Raw genomic sequence first — 13,015 nt, 5'->3', positions numbered from 1 at the left:
AATGGTCTTTCATGATAATATGGCCTTAAAGAATTTATAACGGACGTTCAAGAAGGTTTATGCGGCCGCCCCGTCGTGGTTTTTGCATGGGTGCGCTTGACGACTTGCGTGTGCTCGACCTGACACAGGTCCTCGCCGGACCGTACTGCACGATGTTGCTCGCGGACATGGGCGCGGACGTGGTAAAGGTCGAACGCCCCGGCGGCGACCTCATCAGGTCGAACCCACCGTTCGTGAACGACGGCGATGAAGAGGCTTACGGCGGGTATTTCCAGAGCGTCAACCGTGGAAAACGCTCGCTCGAACTCGATCTGGAGGCCGATGAAGACCGCGAGGCGTTCCTTTCGCTCGTCGAGCGCGCAGACGTGGTGGTCGAGAACTTCAAGGCCGGCACGATGGAGAAGTTCGACTGCGGCTACGAGACGCTGCGAGAACACAACCCAGACCTCATCTACTCCTCGATCCGGGGCTTTGGCGACCCGCGGACGGGCGAAACTCACCGGCAGGGCCAGCCTTCGTTCGACCTCATTGCACAGGCGCTGGGCGGCGTCATGGAAATCACCGGCCAGTCGGATGGCCCGCCGACGAAGGTCGGCCCCGGCGTCGGCGACCTCTTCACCGCCGTGCTGAACGCCGTCGGCATCCTCGCGGCCGTCCATCACCGCGAGCGTACTGGTGAAGGGCAATACGTCGATACAGCGATGTACGACTCGATGGTGTCACTATGTGAGCGGACGGTGTACCAGTACTCCTGTGACGGCGAGTCACCGACCCGGCAGGGGAACTCCCACCCAACGCTGTTCCCGTACGACTCCTTCGAGGCTGCCGATGGCCACGTCGTCATCGCGGCGTTCGCCGACGGCCACTGGGAGGCACTGTGTGAGGCGATGGAGCGCCCGGACCTCGCCGCGGACTACCCCGACGCCGGCAGCCGGCTCGCAAACCGGGAGTCCTTGCGCCGCGAGATCGCTGACTGGACCGCCACCATCGACTCGGAGACGCTCCTCGGTCTGCTCGAAGGGCGTGTGCCGGCCGCGCCAGTCCAGAACACCGCGGACATCTTCGAAGACCCCCACATCCACGACCGGGAGATGCTCGCCGAGGTGGAGCAACCCGGCGCGGAGAGCCAGATGACCATCGCTGGCAGTCCGATAAAGATGACCGAGACGATGCCCTCACCTAGTGGTCGCGCACCGCTGCTAGACGAGCACAGGACGGAACTGCTCGACGAAGCCGGGGTCGGGACAGAAACGAATCGCGTCGAAGGCGACGACTAATCGACAACTGCCGGCAATTTTCACCACAACAGGGCAGGACCATTATCTATCATGAGCCGTAGAATAGGCTATGGTCGAAGTTCCAGACGCGCTCAGTACATTGTTCAGTGCCCAAATAGAGACTGACGGGGACCGATATATTGTCGAAGTTCCGAAAAGTGAAGTCTCCCACGGCGCAGTTTCACCGGGCGAGACCTACCGTGTCGGCCTGCTTTCGCAGGTCGACGCCGGCTCATCGACGGCAACCCCGACACAGACGGCCAAACAGGAGACCGACCCGGGCCGGGTCGACACTGGCGTCCCGCAGCCGCCGGTCGACGAGGGCGAAATCCGAAACGTGACCATCGAATCGCTCGGCGATCAGGGCGACGGCATTGCCAAGGTCGAACGCGGATACGTCGTCATCGTCCCCGACGGCGAACCGGGCGACTCACCGACCGTCGAAATCGAGACCGTACAGGAAAACGTCGCGTTCGCGAGCGTCGTCGACAACGACGGTCGGACCGTATAGCGCTACAGGTTCGTTTTTAGCGGCCCAGTGACGGCCGGGCCGGCAGCCTGAAGGGCAGGAATACCCGGCCAACGCAGAAGCGCTCAACCGACAGACACCTACTTGAATGGAATCTGTCGGACGTGGTAGAGGTCGAAGAACGACTAGTAATCACAGCATCACAAACGTTTATATGATTTAAATCCGGTATTTAAAACACTATATGGTCGACCCAAAAGAGAGCATTGACATCGAAAATGTCGTTGCTTCGACCGGTATCGGACAAGAACTCGACCTTGAGAGCGTCGCGATGGACCTGGAAGGCGCCGACTACGACCCCGAGCAGTTCCCGGGCCTCGTCTATCGGACACAGGACCCGAAATCCGCCGCGCTCATCTTCCGGTCGGGCAAGATCGTCTGCACGGGTGCGAAATCCACGGACGATGTCCACCAGAGCCTGCGCATCGTCTTCGATAAGCTCCGTGACCTGAACATCCAGGTCGACGATGACCCGGAAATCGTCGTCCAGAACATTGTCAGTTCCGCGGACCTCGGGAGTTCGCTCAACCTCAACGCCATCGCCATCGGGCTCGGGCTGGAGAACATCGAGTACGAGCCCGAGCAGTTCCCGGGTCTCGTCTACCGGCTCGACGAACCCGACGTGGTCGCGCTGCTGTTCGGTTCGGGGAAGCTCGTCGTCACTGGTGGCAAGCGAAAGGAAGACGCCGAAGAAGCCGTCGATACTATCGTCGAGCGGCTCAGCGACCTCGGTCTGCTGGACTAACGGCTCGGTGCCGGTGACTGGACGACGGCGGTCAGTCACAGCCCGTTTTTCGGTTCACTGCGGCTCTGACGCGATTCGCACTGAGCAACTGCGACGGCGAGGAACCCTGCGGTTCAAATACGAAGGCGACTAACCCCGGTTCAATGGCAGACCCCGCCTCGACGGGCACGGAGTCCTGGCGCACGTATTTCGGCTTCGACGAGCCGTACGAGAACCAGGCCGACGCCGTCGAGCGAGCCATCGAGGCGGGCAAGGCACGCGGCTTTCTCGCAATGGAAGGGCCATGCGGGACCGGCAAGACGATGGCCGCGCTCACCGCCGGCGCGACGCTGGTTCGCGATACGGACCTGTACGAGCGGATGGTCGTCGTCACGCCGGTCAAACAGCAACTCCAGCAGTTTGTCGACGACCTGCGAGCGCTCAACGCCGGTATCGAGGAGCCTTTCGACGGCATCTCGCTGGTCGGCAAACGCGACCTCTGCCCGTACGGTCGTGAGGGTCAGTTCCCGGACGATGTAGGTACGCACGACCGGTGTGAGGACCTCAGGGAGACGACAGCGCGGTTAGTCGAAGACGATGGGCGCTCGGACGGCGCGGCTGTCGCAGACGCCGCAATCGACGCTGAGGCCGACGACGACCAGTGGTGGGACCCACGGAAAGGACAGGACCTTGCCGCGGCCGCGCGCCCCGACGCGGCCGAGCAGTCGACCCTCGGTGACGACACGCTCTCGACCGCGGGCGCGGCCTCACCGTACCGGCGGGCCCAGCCAACGGCCCCGGAGTCGCTGGCAGAGGGATCAGACCCGCCGCTATACTGTCCGTTCGAGGCGGACTGGTACGCCCGCAACAAGGGTTCGCCCGTCGATTTCTCCGCCGGGGAGGGGCACGTCGTGACGATGGACGACTACCTCCCAGCGGCGACGGAACGAGGGACCTGTCCCCACCGGGTAATGAGCGTGCTGCTGAACGAGGCCGATGTTATCGTCGGGAACTACAATCACCTGTTCGACCCGGGCTCTCGCCCGCTCCTGTCGGACGTGCTCGACGACCAGACGTTCGTCATCGTCGACGAGGCCCATCGGCTCGAAGAGCGCGTGCGGGACCTCCTGTCGGACCGCATCGGCCGCCAGACCATCGTGCAGGCGCGCAACGACTGTAACATGCTGATTCAGCGCGCCCAGCAGAGCGCCGACCACAAGGCGCAGGTGCGCGAGGTGCTGTCCGCTCGGGAGGTCCCGCTGGACGCGGTCGACCAAGCCCGGAAGTTCTACGACGACCTCGTGCGGTGGCTCGACGACCGCATCGAGTCGTTCCTTGACACCGAACACGAGGGCTGGCGCGCGGACCCGTCGACCCTGCCGGAACACGATAGGGAGATTCCGCTCCGGGACCCCGACACGGTTGAGCAGGACGAACTGACCGAGTGGGCCGAGCGCAAGGGCTACGACGGGTCGCTCTGGCGCTCGCTGTCGAAAGTTGGGGCCGCGGTCGAGGACGCAATCGACCAACTGGGCCTGACCCGCCAGCCGGTGTGTGCCGCCGTTGGCGTGCTGGCCGGGCAATGGTGGGAGCGCGACCACGCGACGTTCCTCCGAGAGATTGAACTGGAGCACTCACCGAACCACGGACAGGGTCTCGATGTCGACTACCAGACCGTGTACACGCCGGGTCTAGTGTGTTACAACTGTATGCCAGCGACGGCCCTGCGGAACGTCTTCGACGAACTCGGGGGCGGTATTCTGATGAGTGCGACGCTGGAGCCGCTGGACGTGTTTACTCGCGTGTCGGGACTGGACTCGATGGCCGAGACAGGGTCAACTGCTCCGGACGAGCAATCCGGCGACGGACGGCCGGTCCGGTCGACGACCTACGATTTGCCGTTCCCGGCGGAAAACCGGGCATCGTACCTCGTCGACGCGACGCCGTTTACCGCCCGCAACCGCGGCGACCCCGAAACGATGCGACCGCTCGGGGAGAACTGGAACCCGACGCGCGACGAGTACGCACAGGCGCTGCGCGCGCTGGCCCGCTCACCCGGAAATGTGATGGTGGCGATGCCGAACTATCGGGAGGCACGCTGGGCCGGCGCATACCTGCAGGAGGCCGTCGAGAAGCCGGTCCTCGTCGACGAGTCTTCGAGCAATGAGGAGACCGAGCGGCTGAAACGCGAGTTCTTCAGCGGCGACGGGAAGGTGATGGTCACGTCGACGCGCGGGACGCTGACTGAGGGTGTCGACTACGACGGGGAGAAGCTCTCGACCTGTGTGGTCGTCGGCATCCCGCTCGTGAACATCGGCTCGCCCCGCGTCCGAGGTGTCCAGCGAGCATACGGCGACGCTTTCGGCGAGGACAACGCCTTCGAGTACGCCCTGACAGTGCCGGCTGTGCGGCGCGCGCGCCAGGCTATCGGCCGCGTCATCCGCGGCATCGACGAAGTCGGCGTGCGGGCACTGGTCGGCCGTCGGTACACACCGGACGCACGACATTCAGTGTATCCGTACCTGCCGGCGGGCGAGCGCGAGGAGTTCACTCGAATGACGCCGGACTTCCTTGCGAGCCAACTGGACTCATTCTGGGCCGACCACCGGTAACGCCGCCTGCGTATCAACCGGAAGAAATCGTTGGCAGCGGAAGGCATATACATCGTGGAACGAGTGTACCTATAGATGCCCGAGTGTCAGAACTGCGGCGAGTTCGTAACCGAGCAGTACGTACGGGTTTTCACACCAGAAGCCGTCGAGGGTCACGGTCCTCGGGTCTGTCCGAACTGTGAGGACAAACTCCGTGACGGCGCCGATGTCCGTGAAGCGCGGTCTTCGAGACAGTAGGACAACTCCTTTTCGGGAAGTACTCAAGGCCGGACGAGCGTAGCTTCTGGCATGAGCGAACTCGACGTCGAGGCGGTCGACGATATCGACGCACCCGCGGGAATCGACGCGGCGGAGTACGTTCTCTACGGCGGGAAAGGCGGCGTCGGCAAGACGACGTGTGCCGCAGCCACGGCGCTGGCCTCCGCGCGAGATAACACGGCGACGCTCGTCGTCTCCACAGACCCTGCCCACTCCCTGTCAGACACGCTGGATGCGGATATCCCGGCGACACCGACGCGCATCCGGGAGGATATTCCCCTCTACGCCGCAGAGATCGATCCGGAGGCCGCCGTGGGCGAGGGGCCCTTGGGCGTCGAGGAGGACGCACTGGGCGGTGTGGGCGAACTCCTCGGCGGCGGTGGGATGTTCGGTGGGGGTGCGGGCGGTGCGGCAGGTCCAAGCCAGGCCGAGGACCCCATCGGCGGCGAGGACGGACTGCTCGGTGGTTCGATGCCCGGAGCCGACGAAGCCGCGGCGCTCCGACTCCTGCTGGACTACGTCGACGACGACCGCTTTGACCGCGTCGTCATCGACACCGCGCCGACCGGCCACACGCTCCGACTGCTGGAACTCCCCGAGACGATGGATTCGATGGTCGGGAAGATTCTGCAACTCCGCGAGCGATTCTCGGGGATGATGGACAACCTCACTGGGATGTTCGGTGGCGATGACGACGAGGTCGACGCCGAAGCCGGCATCGAGGATCTTCAGGAGCTGTCGGACAGAATCGAGCACCTGCGGTCGATTCTGCAGGACCCCCGGAAGACGGACTTCCGCATCGTGATGGTGCCCGAGGAACTGTCTGTTGTCGAATCCGAGCGCTTGCTCGCTCAACTCGACGAGTTTAATATTCCGGTCAGCACCGTCGTCGTCAATCGGGTGATGCAGGACCCGAGCGAGGTGCTCGGCAAGGACGTGGACATCGCCGGTCCGAACCACGCCGACTGCGAGTTTTGCGCGCGGCGCTGGCAAGTCCAGCAAGACGCGCTGGCCCGATCACAGGACATGTTCCGCGGCCACGACGTGCGCCGAGTCCCGCTGTTCGCCGAAGAAGTGCGCGGCGAGCGCCTGTTGTCGGTTGTCGCGGCCTGTCTGGACTGAGAGAGGCGACAGCCGCGGCTTAGCTGGTCAGTTTCCGGATAACGCCGAACGCCGCGTCACGCCACCGCGCCGGCAGGTAATCGAGCATGAGCAGCAGTTGCGCGCCCTGCCCAACGGGATACCGCGGTTCGGGATCGCTGGCGTTGGCGGCATCGCGGATGGTCAGCGCGACTGTCCCGGGCGTGACCGAGAGCGCGTCCTGAATGCCGACGAGGCTCGAATCCGCGTGGGCCTGATACAGCCAGTCGTACGCGCCGGACGTTTCCAGGTTGTCGAGTTCCTCGTCAGCGCGGTCGCTGAAGTTGGTTTCGACCGGCCCGGGTTCGACCAGCACCACGTCGATGCCGAACTCCTCGACTTCCATCCGGAGGGCGTCGCTGAGGCCCTCCAGCGCGAACTTCGAGGCGGCGTAGCTCCCCTGGTTCGGGAACGCGATTCGGCCTGCAACGCTTGAGACGTTGACGATAGTGCCGTTCTCGCGGGCCCGCATGTGCGGGAGGGCCTCGCGGATGAGTCGATGCGGCCCGTAAAGATTCACGTCAAACTGCTCGTGGAGCGCCGCCGTCGACACGTCCTCTACTGCGCCGAACTGCGGATACCCGGCATTGTTCACGAGGCAGTCCAGCCGTCCCTCGGCGTCGACGAGCGCCTCGACGACCCGCTCGCACTCGCGGGGGTTCGTCACGTCGATTTCGGCGGTCTGACAGCCGTTTTCGGCGAGATCGCCGATGTCCGATTCCTCGCGAGCGGTCGCCCAGACAGTCCAGTCGTCGGCCAGGAACGCCTCGGCACTCGCCCGCCCGATACCCGAGGACGCTCCGGTAATCAGCACCGTCTTCGCCATGTGTTGGCCGGGAGAACACACCCCGGGAAGTTATACTGTCGGTTATCCGACGCAGATACCGTAGCATCACTCCACGGACGCCTTTGCCCCATCGGCGTAGCTGTCGGCCAGTCGGGTCGGCTCGGGGAGCTTGTAGCCGTCGGTGGTAGCGTCGACGATATCCGCCGCCGTGGATGCACTGACGCGATGGCCGGGGCTGACGATGAGCGGATTGATATACCGGTTCGGTGAATCGTACTGACGCGTCTGGAGCGCGTGACCGATAACCGTTCCACCAGGGCAGGTCTCAACGCTGTCGTCGGCAGTAATCGGAATCCGCGCCCCTTCCGGGTATGTCTCCTCGAGCGACTGCTCCGGCGTGCCACAGAGGAGATTCTTGGCGACGCCGACAGCTGGCACGTCCAGTGTGACGCCGATGTGTGTCGCCAGCCCGGCTTCCCGGAAATGAATGCGGCCGCTGCCGTCGACCAGCACTACGTCGGGGTCAATCTCCAACTCCGCAAACGCGGCCAGGATTGCGCCGCCTTCACGGAACGACAGCAGGCCGGGAATGTACGGAATCTCGGTCTGCTCGACAGCGCTGACCCGCTCAACGACCTCGCCGCCACGCAGGACGACGATGGCCGAGATGGCCTTGTCGTCGACGAAGGCCTGGTCAACGCCGGCGACGAGCGGTGGGTCAGCGGCCCCGTCGCCAGTCCGCAGCGTCGTCTGGTCGTCGACCGGTGCATCCCCAGCGGACGCGATGGTTTCGGGGGAGAAGTCCAGGTCGTCTTCGAACCGCGCATCCTCGGCGATGTCGCGTTGCAGCGCCTCCATCTCGGCCTGCGAGAGCGACGGGTCGGGGACCAACTCGGGGCGAACCAGCTGCATCGTCACGGACGACGCCGGCCGGGACCGCCGGGACCGCCCGGTCCACCGGGGCCGCCGCCACCGCCGAACTGTATCTGGCCGGGGATCCGGGCCTGTCCCTTTATTTTCTGGCCGTACCAGAGTCCGATGACGAGGCCGATGAGGTGGGCGAGGTGCGCGATGTTACCGCCGAGCAGGCCGGCCCCCATCGGATTGAGCGATCCGAAGATGCTCAACAGGAAGTAAAAGCCGGTGATGGCCCAGATCGGAACGGGAATCAAGAAGTACAGGTATACGCGGAGGTCAGGTTTCAAGACGGTCAGAAACGCCATAATCGCCAGCGCCGCGCCGCTGGCTCCGAGCACGCCGGCGGAAGTGCCCTGCACCATTTGAATTGCGATCTGTCCGAGGCCGGCCAGCGCGCCGGAAGCGAGGAAGAAGACCGCGAATTTCTTCGACCCAATCTGCTGCTCAACGATCCGGCCGAAGAAGTAGATAATAATCCCGTTGCCGAGGATGTGATAGAACCCGAAGGGAGCGTGTGAGAACACCGACGTGACCCAGGTCCAGACGTACTCGGGATTGTTCGGATGGAGGACGAACAGCGTCTGAAACGCGTCGCTGCCCAGAGAGAGAATGACAACGTGTTCGAGGATGAACACGATACCCATAATCGCCAAGAACAGGTACGTGACGTTCCCCCGGAAGTACGCCAGCGGCCCGCCGGGCCCGGTGTCGATACCGAGCCGGTCGGCGACGCCACCGGAGGTCTGACCGGTGTTTACACTCTCGTCGAACCCGCTGTCGAACACGCCGCCCGGATCGCTCCAGTTGTCAAGTCCGGGGCAATCGTGGGCCTCTGGCAGTCTGTGTTCCGCACAGTAGGTCCCACCACAGTGCCCGCACTGATACGGCATGTTCTCCTGCTTCCCACAGGCATCGCACTCCGACATTATACTACGGTAGGAGTGGGCCGTGGAAAGGGATTGTGCTTATACTGGGCCAGTCACCGGCAGACTACGATGATACTGCGATGTCTGAGTCGGAAAAGCAAAGGGCTGTACGCAGCAGCCAAACAGCGACTTACTCGCCAGTACCGGGATTGCTTTTGACGTCTCGGAGCACGCCTATCCACGCCGGGTCGCCGTCGTACTCAATCGACCCGCCGGATACTTCGATGTGACGCGTTTCACCGTCGGCCTGTCGCCCCTCAAACTCCGAGTGGAACGTATCGAGCTCGTCTGACTCTGCTGTTCGGAGTGACTCAGGTAGTCTGTCGCCGTCGCCTTCCGCCGTGAGGAGGGCCGGAGACTCGTTGATGAGTTCACTCTGGTCATAGCCGAAAATATCAGCTAGCTTTTGGTTCACGTAGACAAACGCCCCGTCTTGAATGATACAGACGCCCGCAAGCTCCTGTTCAACGAGCCGCTGATACCACGAGAGGGCGTTCCAGAACCGCTGTTCGGTGCGATGTTGTTCGACAGCATTCTCGATTCGGTTGGCCAGGACATCGTACGTGTCTGACCTCCCTCCTTTTTGCATATAGTCCGTGACGCCCGACGCGATTGCCTCGCTGGCTATCTCCTCACTACCCTTGCCGGTAAACAGAATAAATGGGATGTCTTGATACTGCTCACGGACGAGTTCCAGAAACTCCAGTCCATCGGTGTTTGGCATATCGTAATCGCTGACAATACAGTCGACCTGCTCGCTCCGGAGGACGTCAAGCGCAGCGACGGCGCTGGTCTTGGTAACGACGTCGAACTTGTCGTTGATGCGTTCGAGATACATCTCGACCAGCTCACCGACCTGCGGATCATCATCGACGTGCAACACCGTACACTCCTGAGGCTGCTCGACTTTCGCAAGTGGAACCGGAACCTCTGTCCGCAGCTCGTCGCGTCGGTCCACTGATTCCGTCCGGAGAAGCGGTGTATGGCGCGTTGCCGCGCGGCGGCTGCCGCTGGTGACCGCACTGGACAGCTCAACTGTCTTGTCTCCGAGCCGCCACTGCTCCTCAGAAGTCATCCTTCCTCCGGGTGGTGTCGACAAAGCCGCCAGCAAGCAGCCATTCCATCAAACTGGTAGCGATTGCCGCATACATCCGCCCTGCGTCCGACCCCCGGAGCGAACCAGCAGGACGTGTATCTCTCAGATAGTTATCAGCTATTTTCCATTCATACATTAATACTAGACCCTGATTATCAATTACATACTTGGCTACTAAACGCTACTGATGGGGGGGTATCGCTGGTTCCCTCTCATGTGTACGCACGACCGGTTCGTGCGCTACTCTCCTCTAAACGTGCGGTTCCAGTCTTGTGGATGTTAGTTTCTGGATTTGACTGTTAATTCTATGCTTAATACAATATATAATATGTAGGTACTTTTCAAATAAATTTAATTATCTCCCCACCATCATCGAAGTTGTATCATGTCAGATACCACCATGCGCGAATACCTCGCAGAGCACCCAAAAATGACCGGCGCGCTGTTCACCCTCCTGCTGCTACTGTCACAGGCGGGGACTGCGGCAGCTAATAACAGTGCTTACCCCGGGCCATAGACACTAGAACTAATAAACTCAGTTGAATAATTCCCTTCACAGTGGATGCATTGCTGGCTAGTTGAAACGCTCAATTTATAGAATCTATATCTACTGAGTCACTCCAATGCAGTTCGCCTTTATATCGGACCGGTATCTGTTGCATCTCTAGAAAATCTATTAATTCCTCGCAATTTACACTGAAACTGTCAATTTTGCCCGGAACTAAATAATGTTCTTCAGACTTATTGATATGCGGGTACATAATAGCGCCTAACGCATTTCCGTCCGTCGAGTATACATTCATTTCTACAGTATAACCGGTTTCAGTAGTTTGTAATTCAAGCAGGTTTGGCATCCCACCATCTGTCTGTGCAACTGTCACTCCCCCATCACCAACCACGATATACTGACCACCGAGGACGCTCTCACCGCGTGCGATGGTAAGCGCCGCGCGAAGGGGGAAGCCGCAGTTCAGCAGCCGTGCGACCGTCTCACCGATGCGAACTGCGCCGTCGTTCAGAACTTCGTTGAGCGTGACGATGCCAGCGATTGCACCCTTTTCGACGAGCGCCAATCCCTGATTGTAGGAGTTGCAGGCGTTCAGCAGGAACGTGTCGATGCCGACCGAGTCGACCGTTGTCACGTCCAGTTTGCCATCGCTACAGACGAAGCCGTCATGTTCGGTGTGGCCGATATAGTGGAAGAACTCCGCGTCGGTCGTGAGAACGGTTCTGAGCTCCGCCGTCGTCAGGTCGTCGTGGACCGTGACATCGAACGGCAGGTCGTCGCGGGTGCCATACACGTCGTCGACGAGCTGTCGTTCCTCATCCATCCGGGCGTCGTTCTGGACGACGCGAATCGTGATGTCCTCGGCGTTCGTGTCGCGGTCAAGCCGGTGTTCGAACGCTGCTTTGGTTAGCTTGCTCGCACCGATTGGGATACTGTCCCCAATCCAGGCCTGTTCCAGTGAGTCCTCGGCCTGCGGTTCGACGTAGTCCGTCTCGGTTGCGGCGGTGGCAGTGTCGGAACTCGCAGCGCGGGTGATGACATCATCACGGGTGAACTCGGCCTCGACCTCCGCCGGAACGCTCGCCTGGTTCAGCCGCTGTTGCTGGTGTGTCCGGACGATGGCGAGGTCGTCGACGACATACGGGAGCTGTTCCGCGTTCGCCGGCACCGGGTCGATGTGGGTCGTCAGTCGCCACTTCGGAATGTGGTCCTCGATAACGTCGTACGGGACCTGCAGATAGGTGGCGACCTGCTCCGCTAGCGGCTGCTGATACAGCGATTGGAAGTCGAGGTCGACGTACGGTTCGATGGCCGCCCGTTCGTGCAGGTCTATCTGATGGAATCCTTCCGTGCGCGTGACACAGTCGAAGAAAAACAGGCGTTTGAGCGTGCGTCCGACCTCGGATTCGAAGCCCCGTGCTGTGTCGAGCGAGTAGGTAAATCCGGTGTCGGTCGTCAGCCGCGGTTCGGATGCGGGGACGAGCGAGGCTCCGAGGTAGTACGAGAGCGGTGCGGCGACGAAAACCGACGCGAGATTGGGCGGAAGTTCGAGCGTGACACCGGTGTCCGGACTGTCGATAGCCGCCGGGATGTCCAGCGTTTCACCGATCTCAAGCGCGGGGGGGTGGCCGCGAAGCGTTGGATAGGAGCGCTCGGGGTCGTAGGCCTTGAGCGCCGACCCGAAGGTCTCGACAGCGGCCATCATGTCGGTCGGGTCCTTGGTCGTCGTGACCGCGGCCGCGGGCCGGTCGTGCTGGGACCGAGCGCCGATGAGCACGTCCGTCGGGGAATCGAACTCGATTCGGGTCCGGTCCGAGTCGACGGTGACGGCAATCTGGGCGTCCTCGACCCGCATATATGTCTTTATCTGCGTCAGCGGGTCCAGTACGTAATCGTCCGACGGCAGCGTCTCCGACTCGAACTGTGCGACCTCAGCGGCTATCGCCCCGTCGTCGTCACGGACGTACACCATAACGACCGTCGGGAGTTCGATGGCCTGGGTCCGTATCCGGACGGCGTCCCCGACGGGATACTGGAACACGTCGGTCGCGGCGTCCCTGAGCGCGATGGGAGCGGGCGTGTGTATCCGGTAGCGCTGGCGCTCTATCTGGTCGATGACCGCGAGTCCCGGACGGTCGTCAAGCGGTTCGAAGGTTAGAGTCATATAATAACCGAGAGGGACGGTGTTATTCTCGTATCATACGAACGATAGAGATGATCAAAAAGATATCGCCGACCTC

The 13,015-nt window shown here is 61.9% G+C and carries 12 protein-coding genes; 7 read left to right on the top strand and 5 right to left on the bottom strand.

Going from position 1 to position 13,015, the window contains the following annotated elements; genetic code table 11:
- The first annotated feature begins 86 nt into the window (after nt 1-86).
- The 6 genes from mct to DVK01_RS17390 all read left to right on the top strand — a co-directional run bounded on the left by mct (nt 87) and on the right by DVK01_RS17390 (nt 6,522).
- Complete coding sequence (mct, locus tag DVK01_RS17410; protein ID WP_101349926.1) at nt 87-1,277, top strand: succinyl-CoA:mesaconate CoA-transferase; 1,191 nt, start codon at nt 87-89, stop codon at nt 1,275-1,277.
- Between the two features lie 70 nt (nt 1,278-1,347).
- Nucleotides 1,348-1,788, top strand: a complete 441-nt coding sequence (locus tag DVK01_RS17405; RefSeq protein WP_101349925.1) for a TRAM domain-containing protein — start codon at nt 1,348-1,350, stop codon at nt 1,786-1,788.
- A 202-nt stretch (nt 1,789-1,990) separates the two neighbouring features.
- Nucleotides 1,991-2,551, top strand: a complete 561-nt coding sequence (locus DVK01_RS17400) for a TATA-box-binding protein (RefSeq protein ID WP_004516850.1) — start codon at nt 1,991-1,993, stop codon at nt 2,549-2,551.
- 143 nt (nt 2,552-2,694) lie between these two features.
- The gene (locus DVK01_RS17395) at nt 2,695-5,142 is read left to right on the top strand and encodes an ATP-dependent DNA helicase (protein ID WP_121537750.1); all 2,448 of its coding nucleotides are present in this window, start codon (nt 2,695-2,697) and stop codon (nt 5,140-5,142) included.
- A gap of 75 nt (nt 5,143-5,217) precedes the next feature.
- Nucleotides 5,218-5,379 (top strand): hypothetical protein, encoded by a 162-nt coding sequence (locus tag DVK01_RS22325; protein ID WP_004516852.1) that lies wholly within the window; start codon nt 5,218-5,220, stop codon nt 5,377-5,379.
- 51 nt (nt 5,380-5,430) lie between these two features.
- Nucleotides 5,431-6,522, top strand: a complete 1,092-nt coding sequence (locus DVK01_RS17390) for a TRC40/GET3/ArsA family transport-energizing ATPase (RefSeq protein ID WP_101349923.1) — start codon at nt 5,431-5,433, stop codon at nt 6,520-6,522.
- 19 nt (nt 6,523-6,541) lie between these two features.
- On the opposite strand, the gene DVK01_RS17385 is transcribed toward DVK01_RS17390, so the two are convergent.
- The 4 genes from DVK01_RS17385 to DVK01_RS17370 all read right to left on the bottom strand — a co-directional run bounded on the left by DVK01_RS17385 (nt 6,542) and on the right by DVK01_RS17370 (nt 10,246).
- Nucleotides 6,542-7,366 carry an SDR family NAD(P)-dependent oxidoreductase gene (locus DVK01_RS17385; protein WP_101349922.1) on the bottom strand — a complete coding sequence of 275 codons (825 nt, stop codon included), beginning with the start codon at nt 7,364-7,366 and terminating at the stop codon, nt 6,542-6,544.
- Between the two features lie 66 nt (nt 7,367-7,432).
- Entirely contained in the window at nt 7,433-8,239 is an 807-nt protein-coding gene (locus DVK01_RS17380; protein ID WP_198560229.1) for an endonuclease V, read from the bottom strand.
- 2 nt (nt 8,240-8,241) lie between these two features.
- Nucleotides 8,242-9,171, bottom strand: coding sequence for a rhomboid family intramembrane serine protease (locus DVK01_RS17375; RefSeq protein ID WP_101349920.1), 930 nt, complete (start codon nt 9,169-9,171; stop codon nt 8,242-8,244).
- 130 nt (nt 9,172-9,301) lie between these two features.
- Nucleotides 9,302-10,246 (bottom strand): response regulator, encoded by a 945-nt coding sequence (locus DVK01_RS17370; RefSeq protein ID WP_121537748.1) that lies wholly within the window; start codon nt 10,244-10,246, stop codon nt 9,302-9,304.
- Nucleotides 10,247-10,652: 406 nt separating this feature from the next.
- Between DVK01_RS17370 and DVK01_RS22875 the strand changes: the two genes are divergently transcribed.
- A complete protein-coding gene (locus DVK01_RS22875) occupies nt 10,653-10,784 on the top strand; it encodes a hypothetical protein (RefSeq protein ID WP_255410229.1) in 132 nt (43 codons plus the stop codon).
- 70 nt (nt 10,785-10,854) lie between these two features.
- Here DVK01_RS22875 and DVK01_RS17365 read toward each other — a convergent pair whose 3' ends face one another.
- On the bottom strand, nt 10,855-12,939 hold the full coding sequence (locus DVK01_RS17365) for a caspase family protein (RefSeq protein WP_121537746.1): 2,085 nt from the start codon (nt 12,937-12,939) through the stop codon (nt 10,855-10,857).
- Between the last annotated feature and the right edge of the window lie 76 nt (nt 12,940-13,015).

The organism is Haloarcula sp. Atlit-120R, from assembly GCF_003665885.1.
GTDB lineage: Archaea > Halobacteriota > Halobacteria > Halobacteriales > Haloarculaceae > Haloarcula > Haloarcula taiwanensis.
This window is presented reverse-complemented; position numbering and strand designations above follow the sequence as displayed.

Bases quoted from the DNA above. Each gene is read 5' to 3' on its own strand.
- DVK01_RS17365 (WP_121537746.1), bottom strand. From the start codon at position 12,939: ATGACTCTAACCTTCGAACCGCTTGACGACCGTCCGGGACTCGCGGTC.
- DVK01_RS17405 (WP_101349925.1), top strand. From the start codon at position 1,348: ATGGTCGAAGTTCCAGACGCGCTCAGTACATTGTTCAGTGCCCAAATA.
- DVK01_RS17380 (WP_198560229.1), bottom strand. From the start codon at position 8,239: ATGCAGCTGGTTCGCCCCGAGTTGGTCCCCGACCCGTCGCTCTCGCAG.
- DVK01_RS17390 (WP_101349923.1), top strand. From the start codon at position 5,431: ATGAGCGAACTCGACGTCGAGGCGGTCGACGATATCGACGCACCCGCG.
- mct (WP_101349926.1), top strand. From the start codon at position 87: ATGGGTGCGCTTGACGACTTGCGTGTGCTCGACCTGACACAGGTCCTC.
- DVK01_RS17385 (WP_101349922.1), bottom strand. From the start codon at position 7,366: ATGGCGAAGACGGTGCTGATTACCGGAGCGTCCTCGGGTATCGGGCGG.
- DVK01_RS22325 (WP_004516852.1), top strand. From the start codon at position 5,218: ATGCCCGAGTGTCAGAACTGCGGCGAGTTCGTAACCGAGCAGTACGTA.
- DVK01_RS17370 (WP_121537748.1), bottom strand. From the start codon at position 10,246: ATGACTTCTGAGGAGCAGTGGCGGCTCGGAGACAAGACAGTTGAGCTG.
- DVK01_RS17400 (WP_004516850.1), top strand. From the start codon at position 1,991: ATGGTCGACCCAAAAGAGAGCATTGACATCGAAAATGTCGTTGCTTCG.
- DVK01_RS22875 (WP_255410229.1), top strand. From the start codon at position 10,653: ATGTCAGATACCACCATGCGCGAATACCTCGCAGAGCACCCAAAAATG.
- DVK01_RS17375 (WP_101349920.1), bottom strand. From the start codon at position 9,171: ATGTCGGAGTGCGATGCCTGTGGGAAGCAGGAGAACATGCCGTATCAG.
- DVK01_RS17395 (WP_121537750.1), top strand. From the start codon at position 2,695: ATGGCAGACCCCGCCTCGACGGGCACGGAGTCCTGGCGCACGTATTTC.